Origin of the sequence: Burkholderia sp. MSMB0856 (assembly GCF_001524645.2) — a bacterium.
Lineage (GTDB): Bacteria > Pseudomonadota > Gammaproteobacteria > Burkholderiales > Burkholderiaceae > Burkholderia > Burkholderia diffusa.
This window is the reverse complement of record NZ_CP013429.1, coordinates 155,842-174,891: the sequence shown is the minus strand read 5'-3', so window position 1 is coordinate 174,891 and position 19,050 is coordinate 155,842. Positions and strand designations below refer to the sequence as shown.

Here is a 19,050-nt window from a genome sequence, read left to right as displayed (position 1 = left end):
GTTGTAGCGGGGTCGCCGTGTCCGGGCGCCTTGCCGGGCGCGGCACGTGGCGCGAGCGCGTATCAGCCGATCGCGTCGACCAGCGGGCGCGCATCGGCCTGCCCCGCGTGCGACGTGTCGTCGTGCCCGGTGCGCGTTTGCGCGCGGCGTTGCGACGCGTCGTGATAGTCGAGGTACTTGCGCTGCGTGACGATGTGGTCGGCGATGTGTTTCGCGTCGTGCCACACGCCCCAGATGAAGCTGGAGCCGCGCCGCGACAGCCACGGCAGACCAAGAAAATAGATGCCCGGCTCCTTCGACACGCCGCGCTGATGCTGCGGCTTGCCGTTCGCGGCGAACGCGTCGACGTTCAGCCAGCCGTAGTCGACCGCGTAGCCCGTCGCCCAGACGATCGACGTGACGCCGGCGCCGGCCAGGTCGAGCGCGAGGATCGGCTGTGTGACGCAATCCGGATTCGGCAAGATGCGGCGGGCTTCAGGTTCTTCGGGCAGGTCGAGGCCGTTGCGCGCCGCATACGCGTCGGCCGCATCGAGCAGCGCCAGGTAGTTCTCGTCGCCGCGGGCGAGATTGGTCGCGAGATCGCGCTCGAACACCGCGACGCCGCCGTCGAATGCCTTCGTCAGCCCCACGAGCGTCACGCCCTGGTGCGCGAGGGCGCGGAAATCGACCGTGTGGCCTCCGCGCGCGCCGCTCACCGCGATCGTCACGTGTTCGCGTCCGGGCGTCGCGACTTCCTTGTCCCATTCGCCGAGCACGCCGAGCCACCAGCAGAAGTCACGGCCGCGATACGCGCGCGGCGGGCGGTCATGCGGGCCGACCGACAGATAGACCTGCCGGCCCGCGCGCTGCAGCTCGTCGGCGATCTGCACGCCCGACGAACCCGCGCCGACCACCAGCACCGCGCCATCGGGCAATTGCGCCGGGTTGCGATAATCGGCCGAGTGGATTTGCATGAGGCCGGCATCGTCCGGCGCGATCGGCGGGATGACCGGGCGCTGGAACGGGCCCGTCGCGACGACCACGCGGTTCGCCTCGATCGTGCCGTCCGAGGTGTCGACGATGAAACCCGGCTTGCCCGTGTTGCGCACGACGTTCTTCACTTCGACGCCGGTGCGGATCGGCGCATTGAACTTGCGCGCATAGGCTTCGAAATAATCGGCGACCTGGTCCTTCGATGCGAACGCATCGGGATCGAGGCCGTCGAATTCGAGCCCCGGAAAACGGTCGTGCCACGCGGGGCCGTTCGCGACCAGCGAATCCCAGCGCCCGGTGCGCCAGCGCTCGGCGATGCGGTCGCGCTCCAGCACGAGATGCGGCACGCCGAGCTTGCCCAGGTGCTCGCTCATGGCCACGCCGGCCTGGCCGGCCCCGACGACCAGCGTATCGATTGAGGTTGTTTCCACTGCCACGGCTGTCTCCTTGAAGTGCGGCTCGCTGCGACGCTCGTGTCGTTGCGCGAGTGGGAATGGAGACATTCTGCTGACAGGCCCGCGTGGGCGAAATGATGTTTTTTGTGGTTGTTGACGAGAAAAAAACTGGGAGGGGGCGACGCCTGTCCGATGTTCGCGTCGCGCGTTCTGGCGGGAGGCCGTAAGGTCACGCGCTCGACTCAATGCCCGCCGTTGATTTCCGTGTCCTCGAATGCCAGATGCTCGAAATAGCTGCCTGTGAAATCCACGTCCAGCCCCTTGAGTCCATGCGCTTCGACCGTGCTTCCCGTGCAGTCCAGCACTTGCACCGAATGCCATGTGTTGCCGTCGAACCGAACGCCGTTCCACTTGCACCCGAGAAATTTCACGCTATTGAACGTGCTGCCCTGAAAGGCGGCTTCGTCGAAGGTGCAATCGACGAACGTGCATCCGGAAATTGCGATCCCCGAAAAGTCGCAACCGGCAAACGTACAGGCGGAGAACCGGCAACCTGTCCAGCCGGCCTGCCGGAATGACGTGCCGCTGAAACTGCTGCCGCTGAAGCTGCTGCCGGCGAATTGCGCAAGTCCCAGATCCAGCCCGGCATAGGCTGAACTGTCGGTCTGACCAGCCAGCCCAGCCGGCATACCACCCGCACCCTTGCGCCACAGGTCGTGCTTATAGATGATTTCAGAACTGCTCATGAGTGTGAGTCTCGATGCGTGGAAGCAGACGATTCACCTTCGCCGTTGCCGGCCATCTGTTCGTCGTCATCGGGCGCCCCCGAGTCGCGGCTGGCGAGCCAGGCGACCAGGCCGCCCAATGCAATCATCAGGCCCAGGAACAGGAAATTCTCGATCGCAAAATCGCTGACATCATGCGAACCGTAGCTGCCTCCACTGATCTGGGACACCGCGCCCACGGATGCGATGACACCCCAGGCAATCAGTATCAGGCCGCCGACCACGACGATCGCGGCCATTGTCGACTTGCGCATACTTCGCTCCGTCAGGCGTCACCGGACGCGTTGCCTACACTGACTTCCGGCAGTTTCGCGAATCCGAGGCGATTGGCTTCGTTCCACCATGTCCAGGTCACGTCCGCCGGCGATACATCCAGATGCGCGTCCCGCGGGTCGGGGAACGTATCGCCCTGCGCGACATAGGCCTGGCGATACCACTGGTTGAACGTCGGTGCCCGAGGATGGTCCTCGGGCACACTGGCCTGCCAGACGCCCGTCGCCGGGCACGTGCGTGTGCCCCGACACCAGATCGCCGGATCGGGAAATTCAGCGGCGCGCGCGATACCCTGCGTGACGCGGGGTTCCGATACCGATTGTTGTACTGCCGCCGGAATCGCGTCGCCGACGTAATGGAAGAAGATGCGCCCATCTTCCGGAACAAGGCCGGGGCGACTGCGATCGAATAGCTCGTCCTTGCTGTAGTGCATCGGCACCTGCGCCAGATTCCAGGCGAAATGACGTTCGGCAGTCGGATACTTGAGTTGCGCGAGCCAATAGCCGCCCACCGGCGCCGCGGTTGTTTCCGCCTGCGGAGAAACGGTGACAGGCGGCTTCTCCGGCAACGTATAACCATCGGGCACATGTGCGCGACCAGTACGTAGCGAGACCGGATGAGCGGCGGATTTGGACGGCGTCGTCGATGCCGACATCACGGCCTTCGCCGCATTGATCAGCGTCTCCTTGTTGCCGTCCCACTTGGGCAATTTGGACGGCGGCAATGGCAACACCTTGTCCAGATTGGGGAGGCGAAGGTCCGGATCACGTTCGAGGCGGTCGGCGAGCACGCTGTAACGCTCGGCACGCGCCCGATCCTTCGCATTGCCTGCTACAGGATCGCCGTCATCGAACGCACCGAACAAATAACCTGCACTCTTGGCGCTCCCGTACTTCACGCCTTCATGCAGGATTTTGAGAGCCCGCTCGTTGTCTTCGCCAAGCGACTTGTCGGAACCAACAAGTGTCGTTCCGAGTGCATATGCGGCATCGCCGTTACCTTGGGCAAATCCGCACTCGAGCATTTTGAGTGCAACCTTGCGATTGCCCCAAAAACCGGCTTTCGGATCATCATAGGCCGCATCGAGCTTGCTGCCCAAATAAGCCATGGCGCTCGGACTTCCCTTGTCCGCCGCAAGTTGCCAGAATGCGTATGCACGACTGGCGTCCTGCTTTACCCCGGTCCCGTTCATGTAATACGTACCCATCAGATCGTACGCAGCCGGGATGCCCAACTTCATGGCTTGCTCCGTGATTTGCACGGCGCGCTCGGTATTGCGATCCACACCCAACCCCTGGGCGTAGGCATTCGCGAGATTCACCATTGCCTTCCAGTGCTTGCGTTCGGCGGCCTTGCTCCACAACGCGACAGCGCCAGCGTAATCACGCTGATTTGGCCACAACGACGCGCTTGTCATGGACAGCGCCTGCTGATTCCAGCGATCCGCCTCTGGATCAACTGCCGGAACCACCGATGCTTCATGCACGCAAACAAACGTCTCGCGATGCGGATTGAAAGCGTCGAGGGACATGTTTCGCGGAAGGGAGTCGTTCATTGAGCAAGCTGTACAAGCAAAGAACAGAAAGAGAGAAAACACGCCTGCCAGGCGCATACATTTGGATATTGTCGAAGTCATCGGAACTCGCATGATCTGAATGCGCACTATGCCAGCCGAACACTGGATGTGCGTTCGTCGTGAAATGGCATCAGAAAGCCCGCCGGTTCGAGCCCACGCTTCCTCTGAATGGCGTTGGTATCCATGAGTTTCTGCCATTTCATGAACGTTTCCTTGATCGCGATAGGGCTGCCGTCGCTACCATCATGCTTGCCGCCGGTATGCAACTTCCAGATCCGCTTCCGCAAATCGGTGCTCTTGGCACGATCATCGCTGCCTACGTTGATCTCCGCGTTCACCGCCATGCTTCGCAAATTCAGGTTGGCACTGCCCAGCGTAAAGAAACTGTCATCGATCAGCAGCAATTTGCTGTGGATGTAGATTTCCCGGTACCGCGCTGCAATCGCTTGCGTTGGCAACGGCAGCATCGGCGCCAGATCCGGATCCGGCAACTCGCCCTTGGCTTGCTGCTTGTTTACATATTCGTCCCAGCGAGCCTGCTGGCTCGCCATCTCCGTGCTCAACTTGGAACTGCGCCAATTTCGGTCAAAGGTCCAAAGGCTACCGACAAGCGTCCGAATACCCATTTGATTCAGCGATTCTGCAAGTGACGCCTTATCGCCGAGATCCTTGGAGCTTTGCGCCGCCGGCGAGAGCGGTGCCGGATAGAGATCGTAGTCGAGATGCGCCCCGCCCGCCTTTCGGTCACGTTCACGTGTCGATTGGCATTCGGCGACGGCGCGCTCAGATCGCCACGTCGCCTGCGCGCGTCACTTAATTGTTTAGCCGTTGATTTTAAATGCAACGTTCACACAAAAATAATCTCGTCGAGATAATCGCAACTGACTGACGGCACACCGAACATCTCCGGAGCGACGCATCATTCGGCACGGCAAGAATAAATGAATCAGACCTTTGATTTTATTGACTATTCCCCTTACCTCAACGTGCAACTGCGCCTCAACCCGACCGTTACCGGACAATTCTTGACGGTGTGCGCTCCCCCGAACTGGTAGGATGCGCGTCGCCTCGCCTCATGCAATGCGCCACCGGCCCCATGATCGAGCCCTTTATCTGTCCGCACGCGAGCTTCGCGCGAACTCCATACCGCGCCCGCCCGGCCCCTCGTTGAACCCGTAGCCCCCGGCGCCGCCCCACCCGGCCCCGTTGCAGCAACCGTTGAAGTGGCGCACGTTGCGCCTGCAAGCATGAAGAAACTGAAGCAGCACATCCGCACCCTGAGCGAGATCGACCGTACGCCGGCGGTGCGCGTCTGCGCGCTGCTGCTGATGGTCGGCCTGCTATACCTGCTATGGCCGTCCGCCGAAGTCGCGCGCCTCGCGCTGGAATCGGTCGTGCGCTGACGCACGGCTCGCCGCCGCTACGCTATACTCGCGCAATGGAAACCAAACCTGCCTCGCCGAACGTGCATCGCTGGTGGCGCGCCTGACCCAGGCGGCCCGTTTCCTTTTGCATGTCCCGAACGTGATGCCGCCAGCCATGGCGGCATTGTCGTTTCTGCGCTCACGTCATGGCTGGTGGCTTCGATAACCCGGAGCCAATCCACACTATGACGCACCCGACCCGACCGACCATTCTCACCGGCGACCGCACGACCGGCCCGCTGCATCTCGGCCATTACATCGGCTCGCTGCGCGCGCGCGTGCAGATGCAGCACGAAGCGACGCAGTTCCTGCTGCTCGCCGATACGCAGGCGCTGACCGACAACATGGGCCGCCGCCAGCGCGTCACCGAGAACGTGATCGAGGTCGCGCTCGACTACCTGGCCGTCGGCATCGATCCGGCGATCTCGACGATCGTCGTCCAGTCGCAGGTGCCCGAGCTCGCCGAGCTGTCGCAATACCTGCTCAACCTCGTGACGGTCGCGCGCCTCGAGCGCAATCCGACCATCAAGGAAGAGATCCGCCTGCGCGGCTTCGAGCGCGACATCCCGGCCGGCTTCCTGACCTACCCCGTCAGCCAGGCCGCCGACATCACCGCGTTCAAGGCGACGCACGTGCCGGTCGGCGACGACCAGCTGCCGATGATCGAGCAAACCAACGAACTCGTGCGCCGCTTCAACGCGACGGTCGACAAGCCCGTGCTGGTGGAATGCGAGGCCGTGCTGTCGGCGGTCACGCGGCTGCCCGGCATCGACGGCAAGGCGAAGATGAGCAAGTCGCTCGGCAACGCGATCACACTCGGCTCGACGCCCGACGAGATCGCGCAAGCGGTGAAGGACATGTACACGGATCCGAACCATCTGCGCGTGAACGATCCCGGTCAGGTCGAGGGCAATGTCGTGTTCACGTTCCTCGACGCGTTCGAGCCCGACGTGCAGAAAGTCGACGAACTGAAGGCGCACTATCGCCGTGGCGGCCTCGGCGACAGCGTCGTCAAGCGCGTGCTGAACGAGCGACTGCAGGCGCTGATCGAGCCGATCCGCGCGCGTCGTCGCGAATTCGAAGCGGACAAGGCGGAGGTGATGGCGATCTTGAAGCGCGGCACGTTGCATGCGCGCGAGGTGGCCGGCGCGACGTTGGCCGAGGTGAAGGGCGCGATGGGGCTGACGTACTTCGATTGAGGCGCGCGCGCAGCAAACGCGACCGGCGGCGTGACGCGGCGGCATGCCGGCGCCGCGCTTGTCCGCGACCCGACGGCACGACACCGTGCCGCGCGCGATCAGTCGTCGGCGAGTGCCGTCATGGCCGCTCGTGCGCCGGTGGCGCGGCGTGGCACACGGCCTCGATCCGGTTGCCGGCCGGATCGACGACAAAGGCCGCGTAGTAGTCGGCGTGATAGTGCGGCCTCAAGCCGGGGTCGCCGTCGGGCCGCCCGCCCGCGGACAGCCCTGCCTCGAAAAATGCATGCACCTGCTGGCGGGAAGCCGCCTTGAAGCACCAGTGTCGTTTGCTCGTCCCGACTTCGGCGGGATCCAGATAAATCGCCAGGAAGGTCGATGCGGTGTCGGTGGCACTGCAACGTTCGCCGTAACCGAGCGCGGTGCCGCGGTCATAAACCTTGGTCGCGCCCAGCGCGGCCATGACACCGTCGTAGAAGGGGCGGACTTGGTCGATATCCGGGACGCCGATGGACACGTGGTCAAGAAGTTGCATGATGTTGGCTCCATTGAACGAGCACGAGTCTACACAAACTTCCTTGGTCGACTCCGCCGATGTCGCGCCTGCGCGCCGGCGCCATCGTTTCCCGTCATCAACGCACGCGCCCGTTCACGCCATCACGACGCCCCAGGAAATGATCGACCGGCGCGACTGAAACGAATCCGAGCGGCTCTTCGCGGACAACGCGTCACTTCATCTGCATGAGCTGCACGAGGTTGCCGCACGTATCGTCGAGCACCGCGATCCGCACGGGCCCCGCGTCCATCGGCGCCAGCGTGAAGTGCACGCCGAGCGCATCGAGCCGCGCGTACTCGGCGTCGAGATCGTCGACCTGAAACGACGCCGCCGGGATGCCGTCCTCGTACAGCGCCTGACGATAAGGGCCGACCGCGCGATGATGACTCGGTTCGAGCATCAGCTCGGTGCCGTCGGGCTGATCCTTCGACACGACCGTCAGCCAGCGGTACGCACCCACCGGCACGTTGTTCTTCAACCGGAAGCCGAGGATGTCGGTATAGAACGCGAGTGCCTTGTCCTGATCGTCGACAAAAATACTCGTCACGTAGATGCGCATGCGAAGTTCTCCCAATCGTGCGCGCCGCGACGCGCGTCGCGGTGCCGCTTACGTGATCTGATACGTCGATGCCGGCACGAACTCCTCCGGCATCGCGCGCTCGCCCAGCTCGAGTACCGACCGCTCGATCGTGCGCGCCATCGCATCGAGCGCCAGCGCGTTCGGCGCGAGGCCGAACGGCTCGGCCACCTCGTTCGCGATCGCTTCGAGCGCGATCAGCGTGTACGAGATGAACACGCAAATCAGCGGCGTGAAGTATTCCGTCGAATCGACGAGGCCGAACGGCAACAGCACGCAATAAGCATAGACGGTGCGATGCAGCAGCACGCTGTACGAGAACGGGATCGGCGTCGTCAGGATGCGCTCGCAGCCGCCCACGGCCTTGCCCAACTCGGCCAGCTGCGTATCGAACATCCAGCACGTTGCTTCGCTGCCGGGCGCGCGACCCAGCGCGCGGACGATTCCGCCGCGCAGTTCATCGAGAATCGCGACGGGCTGGTAGCACTTATGCGCGAACGCGGCGGCGCGCTCGGCGCCGAGGATGCGCTGCAGGTCCTGCGTCGGATCGGTATGACGCAGCTGATGCTTCAACGCATACGTGAACGCGATCAGCAGATCGGCGAGCCGGTCGCGCTCCGCATCGCCGACGCTATCCGGCAAGTAGCGCCGCAGTTGCGACGTGACGGTGCGCGCGGCGATCAGCAGGTTTCCCCACAGAAGCCGCGCCTCCTTGAAGCGCTCGAAGCTCGCGTTGTTGCGAAACGCGAGAAAGATCGCGAGGGCCAGCCCGAACAGCGTGAACGGCGCGGTGTTCAGCGGTATCTTCTCGCCGAAGATGCGCCCGTTCGTGAAGACCGCCAGCGTGCTGACGATCGCCATGAACACGAGTTGCGGAATGATCGATTGCAGCACGGAGCCGTTCCATATGAACAGCATCCTGAGCCAGTTTTGTCGTGGTCTGACGATCATGGTGTTGTCTCGACTGCCGATGAAATACGCCATGCGGATCGCCGCCGCCCGATGTGCAACGGCCCGCGCGTGGCGGGCCGTTGCCCGGTCGATGCCGGGCCGGGTGACGCGCTTCACCGCGCTTGCGCATGATGATACGCCCGCGCACGCCCTGCCCCGTCACCGGGGCGCGCCGGTCAGTGATAGCCGGCGTCGCCCTCGCGCACCTTGCCGCGGAACACGCGGTACTGCATCGCGTTGTACACGAGGATGATCGGCAGCACGATCACGGTGCCGACGAGCGCGAAGAGCTGGCTCGAATGGCTCGACGACGCGTCCCAGATCGTCAGCGACGGCGGCACGATGTTCGGCCAGATGCTGATCACGAGGCCGGTGTAGCCGAGGAACACGAGCGCGAGCGTCAGCAGGAATGGCGTCGCCTCGTGCTCGCGCTTCACCGTGTGGAAGATGCCCCACACGCACGCGACGACGAGGAGCGGCACCGGCAGGAACCAGCCGAGGTTGCCGCTGCCGAACCAGCGATGCGCGACCGCCGGCAGCCCGATCACGGTCCACAGGCTGACCACGCCCATCACCGCGAGCAGCACGCCCGCGAGCGGCTTCATCAGCAGGCGCATCTTGCGCTGCAGTTCGCCGTCGACTTTCAGGATCAGCCAGCCGCAGCCGAGCGTCGCATAGGTGACGAGCACGCCGATCCCGCAGAACAGGCTGAACGGCGACAGCCAGTCGAACGGCCCGCCCGCGAACTGGTTGTTCACGATCCGGATGCCCTGCAGCAACGAACCGAGCGTGATCCCCTGGCAGAATGCGGCCAGCGCGGAGCCGCCGATGAACGCGAGATCCCACAGGTGCTGCGTGTGGTTCGCCTTCGCACGCAATTCGAACGCGGCGCCGCGGAAGATCAGCCCGACCACCATCAGGATCAGCGGCAGGTAGTTCGCCGGCAGCAGCGTCGAGTAGACGACCGGAAACGCGCCGTACAGGCCCGCGCCGCCGAGCACGAGAAAGGTCTCGTTGCCGTCCCATACCGGCGCGACGGTATTCAGCATGACTTCGCGTTCGGCCTTCGCGTCGAAGAACGGAAACAGCAGGCCGATGCCGAGATCGAAGCCGTCGAGCATCACGTAGATGAACACGCCGAGGCCGATGATCGCGGCCCACACGACAGGAAGATCGATGTGCATCGCTTACTCCGCTTCGGTGACGTTCAGCGGCGTGGACAGCGCGCTCTTGCGCAGCCCCGGATGCCGGTGCAGCTCGATGTATCCGGCCTGGGCGGCCGGCCCGCGCTTCATCAGTTGCATCATGTAGTAGATCCCCGTTCCGAACACCAGGAAATACACGACCACGAAGATCAGCAGCGACACGCCGACCTGCTGCGCGCTGAGCGGCGCGACCGAATCGACGGTGCGCAGCACGCCGTATACGGTCCACGGCTGCCGCCCGACTTCGGTGGTGATCCATCCGGCCAGCAGCGCGACGATGCCCGACGGCCCCACGCACACGACGAACCACTGGAACCAGCGCGTTTCATACAGGCGTCCGCCCTTTCTCAGCAGCAGGCCGAGCAGCGCGGTGAGCAGCATCAGCATCCCGAGGCCGGCCATGATCCGGAAGGTCCAGAACACGATCGGCGAATACGGGCGGTCCTGCGCCGGGAATTCCTTCAGCCCGCGAATCTCGCCGTCCCAGCTGTGCGTGAGGATCAGGCTGCCGAGGTGCGGCACCTGGATCGCATAGCGCGTCGTCTCGGCCTGCATGTCGGGCAGACCGACGAGGTTCAGCGCGGTGCCGCCCTTCTCGGTTTCCCACAGCCCCTCGATCGCCGCGATCTTCGCCGGCTGGTATTCGCGCGTGTTCAACCCGTGCGCATCGCCGACGACGATCTGGATCGGCGCGAGCAGCAGCAACATCCACAGCGCCATCGAGAAGCTGCGCTTAACCGGCTCGTCGCGGCGCCCCTTCAGCAGGTGCCACGCCCCGCACGCGGCGACGATGAAGCCCGCGACGATGAACGCGGCGATCGTCATGTGCACGAGGCGATACGGGAACGACGGGTTGAAGATGACCTTGAACCAGTCGACCGGCACGACGAGACCGTTCTCGATCCTGTAGCCCTGCGGCGTCTGCATGAAGCTGTTCGACGCGAGGATCCAGAACGTCGAGATCAGCGTGCCGACCGCGACCATCAGCGTCGCGAAGAAATGCGCACGCGGGCTGACGCGCTGCCAGCCGAACAGCATCACGCCGAGAAAGCCGGCCTCGAGGAAGAAGGCCGTCAGGACTTCGTAAGTGAGCAGCGGGCCGGTGATGTTGCCCGCGACGCGCGAGAAGCCCGCCCAGTTCGTGCCGAACTCGTACGCCATCACGACGCCGGAGACGACGCCCATCCCGAAGCCGATCGCGAAGATCTTCGACCAGAACTGGAACATGGATTTATAGGCGGCGTCGCCGGTGACGAGATAGCGCCATTCCAGCACCGCCAGGAAGCTCGCCATGCCGATGCTGATCGCCGGAAACACGATGTGGAACGACACCGTGAACGCGAATTGCAATCGGGCGAGATGGAACGCATCGAAGATTTCCATGACCGTAATTTGCTCGTGATTGTGAGGACGTCAGCTCGAAGCAGGAAATCGCGCGACGGCTTCGCGACGGCACGTGCAGACAAGAACGGATCGCGGGGCGCGGCAACGAAGCGTGAATGACGATATCGCGTTTCCGACGATACTCGCAATCGCGCGAACGTGCGCTGAAACTGTGCTTTCCCCGGGGCCGAAGATGTGTGCACGGAAAACCCGTTGCGGGGCCGCGAGGCTGTCAGCTGTACTGCTTTCCGCACTGCGACGCTGTGCATCCGCGTCACGGCCGAACGCCCGTACCCCGTATTACGATTTCGCGCACTGGCTCGCGTGAGCACGAACATGAGCATGGATTGGCGCGTCATGCCCACCTTTCGCGCATCCGGGATGACGAACTGTATTCCTGCATTTCGGGCGGGATTGTGTCTCTGCCGATGGAATCCAGCGGCCTATCCTCACGATGAGGCTCGTCACGACCCGTGCGCCGACACCTTTGCGCACGCACGGCCGATCGCCGATGCCGTTCCGATCACTTCATGCAGGCAGCCGAACCCATCGTGAATGCCATCGCTTCCGCGCCAGTCGCCGCCGCACCCGGCGGCGCATCGCCTGGCATCTTCTCCCGCCCGCTCGACACGCTTGCGCGGCCGCTGCGCGACCTCCGGCTGTCCGTCATCGACCAGTGCAATTTCCGCTGCGGCTACTGCATGCCGCGCGACAGCTTCGGCCCCGACTATGCGTTCATGCCGTCGTCCGAGCGGCTGTCGTTCGCGCAACTCGAGAAGATCGCGCGCGCGTTCGTCTCGCTCGGCGCCGAAAAGATCCGCCTCACCGGCGGCGAGCCGCTGCTGCGCCGCAACCTCGAAGCGCTGATCGAACGGCTCGCGACGCTGACGACCGTTGACGGCAAGCCCGTCGAAATCGCGCTGACGACCAACGGTTCGCTGCTCGCCGCCAAGGCACGCGCGCTGCGCGATGCAGGCTTGTCGCGCGTGACCGTGAGTCTCGACGCGATCGACGATGCCGTATTCCGCCGGATGACCGACACCGACGTGCCGGTGGCGCGCGTGCTGGCCGGCATCGAGGCCGCGCAGGCGGCCGGGCTCGCGCCCGTGAAGGTCAACGCGGTGATCGAGCGCGGCGCGAACGACGACCAGATCCTGCCGCTCGTGCGCTACTTCCGTCATAGCGGCGTGGCCGTGCGCTTCATCGAATACATGGACGTCGGCGGCGCGAGCGCGTGGTCCGGCGACAAGGTCGTGCCGGCCGCGCGGATGCGCGAGCTCATCGAAGCGAGCTATCCGCTCGTCCTCGTCGGCGAACCGGGACACGATGCCACCGCGATCCGCTGCCGGCACATCGACGGCGCGGGTGAGGTCGGTTTCATCGCGAGCGTGTCGCATCCGTTCTGCGGCACGTGCTCGCGCGCCCGCGTGTCGGCCGACGGCCAGCTTTATACGTGTCTGTTCGCGATGCATGGCACCGACCTGCGGCCGTGGCTCGATGACGCCGCATCGATCGACAGCCTCGCCGACGCCGTGCGCGCACGATGGACGCTACGCGACGACCGCTATTCCGAACGGCGGGCCACGAACGCGGCCAGGCCGTCCGGCAAGACCTACCCGACCGTGCGCATGTCGCTCGTCGGCGGCTGACGGGCTGCAGCCGCGCGAGGCGGAGCGAACCGCATACTGGAGAATCGTCATGACCCGTTTCACCGAATCCCGTGCCGCGTCATCAAACGAGCCGCCGCGTGACGGCGGACAGTCCGAACCCGTCGACTCGCACACCGAGCCGCCGCCGGCGATCGCAGCCGGATTCGAGGTGCGTGTGCAGTACACGGCGATCGACGCCGGCGCCGAGATCGCGCCGATCATTCGCAATCCGAATGTCGGTGCGGTCGTGAATTTCCTCGGTGTCGTGCGCAACGAAGGCGACGTCGACGACGTGATCGCGTTGGAAGTCGAGCACTATCCGACGATGACCGAGCAGGCGCTGTGGAGCATCGTCGAGGAGGCCAGCGCGCGGTGGCGGCTCGAGACGGCCAAGGTCGTGCATCGCGTCGGGCGCATTCCGTTGGGCCATGCGGTCGTGATCGTCGTGGTGGCCGCCGCGCATCGCGCGTCGGCGTTCGATGCGTGCGAATTCATCATGGACTTCCTGAAGACGCATGCGCCGTTCTGGAAGAAGGAGATCCGGCACGACGGCATGGCCGGCTGGATCGAGCCGAAGGCGCATGACGATCAGGCGATGCGCCGCTGGGGATGAACGTGCCGGCCAACGCCTTTCCGATCCCGCCGGTTGCACCGATTTCGCTCAGGACATCGTAATGAAACTGACGATCAAATACTTTGCGAGCTTTCGCGAACAACTGCATACCGACGAGGAAGTCGTCGAGATCGATGCGCATGCCCTCACCGTCGACGCGCTGCGCGCCGCGCTCGCCGCACGCGACGCGCGCTGTGGCGAAGCGCTGCGGCTGGACCGGCCCCTGCGCGCGGCCGTGAATCTCGAGATGGTGACCGGCGGATTCGTCGTGCGGGAGGATAGCGAGGTGGCGTTCTTTCCGCCGGTGACCGGCGGGTAATGCGTTCACATCCAGCGGCGACTGACGGATCGTAGCCGTTCGACACGCGACGAGTTGGCTAATGGAGCCCGCGAAGAAAATCCGGAACCGGATGGTCGATCGAAGCAAGATAACCCGCCATCGCACCAGCCACTTTCCGCACGGCCGGACGCGCGGTCATCCGTTCGCGCCAGGCGAGCAGGTTCGGCGTCTCCGTCGTCATCGGCGCGCCCTTGCGCGCGCCGAACAACTGCGCCATGTAGAACGCGATGTCGGCGTACGAATAGGTGCCGGCAAGGAATTTCCGGTCCGCCAACACGCGCTCCATGCGTCGATAGTATTGCCGCGCTTCGTCGCGTGCGGCCCGTGCCGCTGGATGATCCGGCGTCTCTTCGAGGCCCATCAGCCGGATCACGTGCGGAAAATAAACCTCGTCGCTGCAGTGCTCGAGTTGACGCGCCACCGCGCGCGCTTTCGGCTGCGCGGGCCATAGCGCGGGATCGGGCTTCAGGTCTTCCAGGTACTCGAAGATCTGCGTGGAATCGAAAATCTCCAGGTCGCCGTCGATCAGCACCGGCACCTGACGCTTCGGATTGATGCGCAAGACGTCCGGATGCTTCGGGTCGTAGCCGCGCTGCTGGCTGAACGGCACCAGCACGCGCTCGAAGGCGATGCCCTTCTCGTGCGCCGCGATCTCGACTTTCGCGCCGAACATGCTCAGCGGACCGGTCATGATTTTCATGTATCGCTCTCCTCGTCGGGTTTCGCGCAGCGGCCCTCACGTGAGCACCGCCCGCGTGTCGGCAAGCCCGCGCCCGACTCCGTTGCGCGCCAGCCGATCGCGGATGTGTCGGATCATAGATCCGATAACATGACATCTCGTGTCATGTATTCCGGATGAGGTGCCACACATGAAAGCCAGCCGGCTGTTGTCGATCATGATGATGCTGCAGGCGCGCGGCCGCATGACCGCGCCGGCGCTGGCCGCCGCACTGGAAGTGTCCGAGCGGACGATCCTGCGCGATATCGACCAACTGTCGACGGCCGGCGTGCCGATCTGGGGCGATCGCGGACGCAACGGCGGCTTTCAATTGCAGGACGGCTGGCGTACCGATCTCACGGGGCTGACCGAGCAGGAGGCACATGCGTTGATTCTGGCCGGCCTGCCGGGGCCGGCGGGAGAACTCGGGCTCGACGGGATGGCCGCGTCCGCGCGGCTGAAGATGATCGCCAGCCTGCCGCCGGACTCGCGCGAACATGCCGATCGTGTCGCGAGCCGGCTGCATGTCGATACCGTGGATTGGTATCGGGCGCAGGAAACGCCGGCGTTTCTGCGTGAAGTCGCCGATGCCGTGTGGCAGTCGCAGCGGATCGAGGTGACGTACGAAAGCTGGCGCGGTGTGTCGCGCCGCGCACTCGATCCGCTCGGGCTGGTGCTCAAGGGCGGTGCGTGGTACGTGGTGGCCAAGGTCGCCGGCAAGCGCGATGCACTGACTTTTCGGCTCGCGAACATTCGGGAACTCGCGGCGTCGCGCCGCCGATTCAAGCGGCCCGCGCGGTTCGATCTGGCCCGGCACTGGCGTGATGCGATGAGCCGGTATGAAGCGGAGCTTTACGGGTTGAGCGCGCACGTCGCGGTGTCGGCGCGTGCGGAGAGCTGGCTGATCAATGCGCGCGTCAAGGTCGCGCCCGTCTCGGATAGCGCCGGCAGCAGCGCGGTCCCGCCGGGATGGAAAGAATTCCTGGTGCCGATCGAATCGATCGAGCACGGTGCGCGCAAGCTGCTTGGATATGGTGCGGAGTTGAAAGTGCTCGGGCCGCGGGAACTCGTGGTTCGACTGACCGACGAGGTTGCAGCGACGAAGGCACTGTACTCACCCGCGCCGCCGACGATCGACGACGCGCCAACATTCGCGGCCTGATCGGAGCGAAGCCGCTCGCACTCACCGTCTTCACCGCGCACTCCGTCGTGATGGGCGCATTCCTCGAAGACACTGCCCGCCGAGATCGCCGGAATCGGCATCGGTGTCTTCATCTTGCCTATCTTGCGTTGGGATCTTGAAGCTTCGTTGCGAAGGATGTCGGCATTTCTGCTTTCATTCGCCCAATTTTTCGCAAATTCGCAACTCCTCGGCTTTTTCGATTGGCGTTTTTGCCGATGTGGACGGCGCGTGCGGGATTTTCCACATGATGAAACCGCGCCGGTCGGGCGAACGCCGCATCTGCGACCGGCCATATGCCCCACTGCGCCCGGATTCGCGGCCACTCTCTGCACCAAGCCCCAACTCAATCCACCGAATTCTTCCGCAAAGTGCACCGCTACAGCACTCGCCTTTCCACGTCCCACATACAACTCTTATATAAGACATAAGACATTTGACGCCTGACCATATTGCGACTAGAATCCCGTCCAAGCAGTGAAGCAGTGTCCGGAACAGCAGCCTCGGCGTGCCTGGAAAGCCCTTCCCCTGAAACGCAATCTCAGCAGGTCCCCCCATGCTTGAAAACTTTCGTGCTCACGTGGCCGCCCGCGCCGCGCTCGGTATTCCCCCCCTGCCGCTGACGGCTCAGCAAACCGCCGAACTGGTGGAACTGCTGGCGAACCCGCCCGCAGGCGAAGAGCAGACGCTGCTCGATCTGATCACCCATCGCGTCCCCGCCGGCGTCGACGAAGCCGCGCGCGTGAAGGCCGGCTTCCTGGCCGCCGTCGCGAAGGGCGAGACGGCCTGCCCGCTGATCTCGCGCGAGCGCGCGACCGAACTGCTCGGCACGATGCTGGGCGGCTACAACATCCAGCCGCTGATCGAGCTGCTGTCCGACGAAGCAGTCGCGGCCGTCGCTGCCGACGCACTGAAGAAAACCCTGCTGATGTTCGACCAGTTCCATGACGTGAAGGAACTCGCCGACAAGGGCAACGCGCACGCGAAGGCCGTGCTGCAGAGCTGGGCCGACGCCGAATGGTTCACGAGCCGTCCGGAAGTGCCGGAAAGCCTGACCATCACCGTGTTCAAGGTCACGGGCGAAACCAACACCGACGACCTGTCACCGGCCCCGGACGCCACCACCCGCCCGGACATCCCGATGCACGCGCTGGCGATGCTGAAGAACGCGCGCCCCGGCATCACGCCGGAAGAAGACGGCAAGCGCGGCCCGGTCAAGTTCATCGAATCGCTGAAGGACAAGGGTCACCTGGTCGCCTACGTCGGCGACGTGGTCGGCACCGGCTCCTCGCGCAAGTCGGCCACCAACTCGGTGCTGTGGTTCACCGGCGAAGACATCCCGTTCGTCCCGAACAAGCGTTTCGGCGGCGTGTGCCTCGGCGGCAAGATCGCCCCGATCTTCTACAACACGATGGAAGACGCCGGCGCGCTGCCGATCGAGCTCGACGTGTCGCAGATGAACATGGGCGACGTCGTCGAACTGCGCCCGTACGAAGGCAAGGCGCTGAAGGACGGCAACGTGATCGCCGAATTCCAGGTCAAGTCCGACGTGCTGTTCGACGAAGTGCGCGCCGGCGGCCGCATTCCGCTGATCATCGGCCGCGGCCTGACCGCGAAGGCGCGTGAAGCGCTCGGCCTCGCGCCGTCGACGCTGTTCCGCCTGCCGCACCAGCCGGCCGACAGCGGCAAGGGCTTCTCGCTCGCGCAGAAGATGGTCGGCCGCGCATGCGGTCTGCCGGAAGGCCAGGGCGTGCGTCCGGGCACGTACTGCGAACCGAAGATGACCTCGGTCGGCTCGCAGGACACCACGGGCCCGATGACCCGCGACGAACTGAAGGATCTGGCCTGCCTCGGCTTCTCGGCCGACCTCGTGATGCAGTCGTTCTGCCACACCGCCGCTTATCCGAAGCCGGTCGACGTGAAGACGCACCAGACGCTGCCGAACTTCATCAGCACCCGTGGCGGTATCGCGCTGCGCCCGGGCGACGGCGTGATCCACTCGTGGCTGAACCGCATGCTGCTGCCCGACACCGTCGGCACCGGTGGCGACTCGCACACGCGCTTCCCGATCGGCATCAGCTTCCCGGCAGGCTCGGGCCTGGTCGCGTTCGCGGCCGCCACCGGCACGATGCCGCTGGACATGCCGGAATCGGTGCTGGTCCGCTTCAAGGGCAAGATGCAGCCGGGCGTCACGCTGCGCGATCTCGTCAACGCGATTCCGCTGTACGCAATCAAGCAGGGCATGCTGACGGTCGCCAAGCAAGGCAAGAAGAACATCTTCTCGGGCCGCATCCTCGAAATCGAAGGCCTGCCCGATCTGAAGGTCGAGCAAGCGTTCGAACTGTCGGATGCGTCGGCCGAGCGTTCGGCAGCCGGTTGCACGGTGCACCTGAACAAGGAACCGATCATCGAGTACCTGAACAGCAACGTCACGCTGCTGAAGTGGATGATCGCGCAGGGCTATCAGGATCCGCGCAGCCTGCAGCGCCGTATCGCGGCGATGGAGCAGTGGCTGGCCGACCCGCAACTGCTGTCGCCGGATGCCGACGCCGAATACGCGGCCGTCATCGAGATCGATCTGGCCGACATCCATGAACCGATCGTTGCGTGCCCGAACGATCCGGACGACGTGAAGACGCTGTCCGACGTCTCCGGCGCGAAGATCGACGAAGTGTTCATCGGTTCGTGCATGACCAACATCGGCCACTTCCGTGCCGCATCGAAGCTGCTGGAAGGCAAGCGCGACATCCCGGTCAAGCTGTGGGTCGCGCCGCCGACCAAGATGGACCAGAAGCAACTGACGGAAGAAGGCCACTACGGCGTATTCGGCACGGCCGGCGCCCGCACCGAAATGCCGGGCTGCTCGCTGTGCATGGGCAACCAGGCACAGGTGCGCGAAGGCGCGACGGTGATGTCGACGTCGACCCGTAACTTCCCGAACCGTCTGGGCAAGAACACGAACGTGTACCTCGGCTCGGCGGAACTGGCGGCAATCTGCTCGCGTCTCGGCAAGATCCCGACCAAGGACGAGTACATGGCCGACATGGGCGTGCTCAATGCCAACGGCGACAAGATCTACAAGTACATGAACTTCGACCAGATCGAAGACTTCAAGGAAGTCGCCGACACCGTGCAGATCTAAGCATGCGGTCGAGCCACGGCGGGCTGAGCCCGTCGTGGCGACACGCGATGGCGCCGCGGGCTGAATGCCTGCGGCGCTTTTTTTTGGTTCTCCGTGGATTTCCCGGGGGAGGGAG

General features: G+C 64.4%; 18 protein-coding genes. 7 read left to right on the top strand and 11 right to left on the bottom strand.

What is annotated here, in order from left to right:
• Positions 1-62 precede the first annotated feature (62 nt).
• From WS87_RS29460 to WS87_RS29440, 5 genes are all read right to left on the bottom strand, one after another.
• A complete protein-coding gene (locus WS87_RS29460; protein ID WP_059817092.1) occupies positions 63-1,409 on the bottom strand; it encodes a flavin-containing monooxygenase in 1,347 nt (448 codons plus the stop codon).
• Positions 1,410-1,609: 200 nt separating this feature from the next.
• Positions 1,610-2,113: a pentapeptide repeat-containing protein gene (locus WS87_RS29455; RefSeq protein ID WP_059817094.1), complete on the bottom strand. Its 504-nt coding sequence runs from the start codon at positions 2,111-2,113 to the stop codon at positions 1,610-1,612.
• The gene (locus WS87_RS29450; protein WP_059817096.1) at positions 2,110-2,406 is read right to left on the bottom strand and encodes a hypothetical protein; all 297 of its coding nucleotides are present in this window, start codon (positions 2,404-2,406) and stop codon (positions 2,110-2,112) included. Before WS87_RS29450 ends, WS87_RS29455 begins: the two co-directional genes overlap by 4 nt.
• A gap of 11 nt (positions 2,407-2,417) precedes the next feature.
• The gene (locus WS87_RS29445; RefSeq protein WP_236873297.1) at positions 2,418-3,956 is read right to left on the bottom strand and encodes a tetratricopeptide repeat protein; all 1,539 of its coding nucleotides are present in this window, start codon (positions 3,954-3,956) and stop codon (positions 2,418-2,420) included.
• Between the two features lie 131 nt (positions 3,957-4,087).
• Positions 4,088-4,552 (bottom strand): phospholipase D-like domain-containing protein, encoded by a 465-nt coding sequence (locus WS87_RS29440; RefSeq protein ID WP_236873296.1) that lies wholly within the window; start codon positions 4,550-4,552, stop codon positions 4,088-4,090.
• Positions 4,553-5,248: 696 nt separating this feature from the next.
• On the opposite strand from WS87_RS29440, the gene WS87_RS34095 reads away from it, so the two are divergent.
• Together WS87_RS34095 and trpS are read left to right on the top strand one after the other, a co-directional pair.
• Complete coding sequence (locus WS87_RS34095) at positions 5,249-5,404, top strand: hypothetical protein (protein WP_175910122.1); 156 nt, start codon at positions 5,249-5,251, stop codon at positions 5,402-5,404.
• 206 nt (positions 5,405-5,610) lie between these two features.
• Entirely contained in the window at positions 5,611-6,624 is a 1,014-nt protein-coding gene (trpS, locus tag WS87_RS29435) for a tryptophan--tRNA ligase (RefSeq protein ID WP_059817105.1), read from the top strand.
• 118 nt (positions 6,625-6,742) lie between these two features.
• Here the strand turns inward: trpS and WS87_RS29430 are convergent, their stop codons facing one another.
• The 5 genes from WS87_RS29430 to WS87_RS29410 form a co-directional block, all read right to left on the bottom strand.
• The gene (locus WS87_RS29430; protein ID WP_059817108.1) at positions 6,743-7,156 is read right to left on the bottom strand and encodes a VOC family protein; all 414 of its coding nucleotides are present in this window, start codon (positions 7,154-7,156) and stop codon (positions 6,743-6,745) included.
• A 193-nt stretch (positions 7,157-7,349) separates the two neighbouring features.
• Positions 7,350-7,736: a VOC family protein gene (locus WS87_RS29425; RefSeq protein ID WP_059817111.1), complete on the bottom strand. Its 387-nt coding sequence runs from the start codon at positions 7,734-7,736 to the stop codon at positions 7,350-7,352.
• A 48-nt stretch (positions 7,737-7,784) separates the two neighbouring features.
• Positions 7,785-8,705, bottom strand: coding sequence for a bestrophin family protein (locus WS87_RS29420; RefSeq protein ID WP_059817113.1), 921 nt, complete (start codon positions 8,703-8,705; stop codon positions 7,785-7,787).
• A 176-nt stretch (positions 8,706-8,881) separates the two neighbouring features.
• Complete coding sequence (gene cydB, locus WS87_RS29415) at positions 8,882-9,889, bottom strand: cytochrome d ubiquinol oxidase subunit II (protein ID WP_059817116.1); 1,008 nt, start codon at positions 9,887-9,889, stop codon at positions 8,882-8,884.
• A 3-nt stretch (positions 9,890-9,892) separates the two neighbouring features.
• Positions 9,893-11,293 (bottom strand): cytochrome ubiquinol oxidase subunit I, encoded by a 1,401-nt coding sequence (locus WS87_RS29410; RefSeq protein WP_059817118.1) that lies wholly within the window; start codon positions 11,291-11,293, stop codon positions 9,893-9,895.
• Between the two features lie 530 nt (positions 11,294-11,823).
• Between WS87_RS29410 and moaA the strand changes: the two genes are divergently transcribed.
• From moaA to moaD, 3 genes are all read left to right on the top strand, one after another.
• The gene (moaA, locus tag WS87_RS29395) at positions 11,824-12,942 is read left to right on the top strand and encodes a GTP 3',8-cyclase MoaA (protein WP_059817121.1); all 1,119 of its coding nucleotides are present in this window, start codon (positions 11,824-11,826) and stop codon (positions 12,940-12,942) included.
• Between the two features lie 49 nt (positions 12,943-12,991).
• The gene (locus WS87_RS29390) at positions 12,992-13,555 is read left to right on the top strand and encodes a molybdenum cofactor biosynthesis protein MoaE (protein WP_059817123.1); all 564 of its coding nucleotides are present in this window, start codon (positions 12,992-12,994) and stop codon (positions 13,553-13,555) included.
• Between the two features lie 61 nt (positions 13,556-13,616).
• Positions 13,617-13,874, top strand: a complete 258-nt coding sequence (gene moaD, locus WS87_RS29385; protein ID WP_059817125.1) for a molybdopterin converting factor subunit 1 — start codon at positions 13,617-13,619, stop codon at positions 13,872-13,874.
• A 58-nt stretch (positions 13,875-13,932) separates the two neighbouring features.
• Here the strand turns inward: moaD and WS87_RS29380 are convergent, their stop codons facing one another.
• Positions 13,933-14,595, bottom strand: a complete 663-nt coding sequence (locus WS87_RS29380) for a glutathione S-transferase family protein (protein ID WP_059817128.1) — start codon at positions 14,593-14,595, stop codon at positions 13,933-13,935.
• Positions 14,596-14,764: 169 nt separating this feature from the next.
• Here WS87_RS29380 and WS87_RS29375 point away from each other — a divergent pair, with 169 nt between their 5' ends.
• Complete coding sequence (locus tag WS87_RS29375; RefSeq protein ID WP_059817130.1) at positions 14,765-15,775, top strand: helix-turn-helix transcriptional regulator; 1,011 nt, start codon at positions 14,765-14,767, stop codon at positions 15,773-15,775.
• Between the two features lie 574 nt (positions 15,776-16,349).
• Complete coding sequence (acnB, locus tag WS87_RS29370) at positions 16,350-18,935, top strand: bifunctional aconitate hydratase 2/2-methylisocitrate dehydratase (RefSeq protein ID WP_059817132.1); 2,586 nt, start codon at positions 16,350-16,352, stop codon at positions 18,933-18,935.
• The last annotated feature ends 115 nt before the right edge of the window (positions 18,936-19,050 follow it).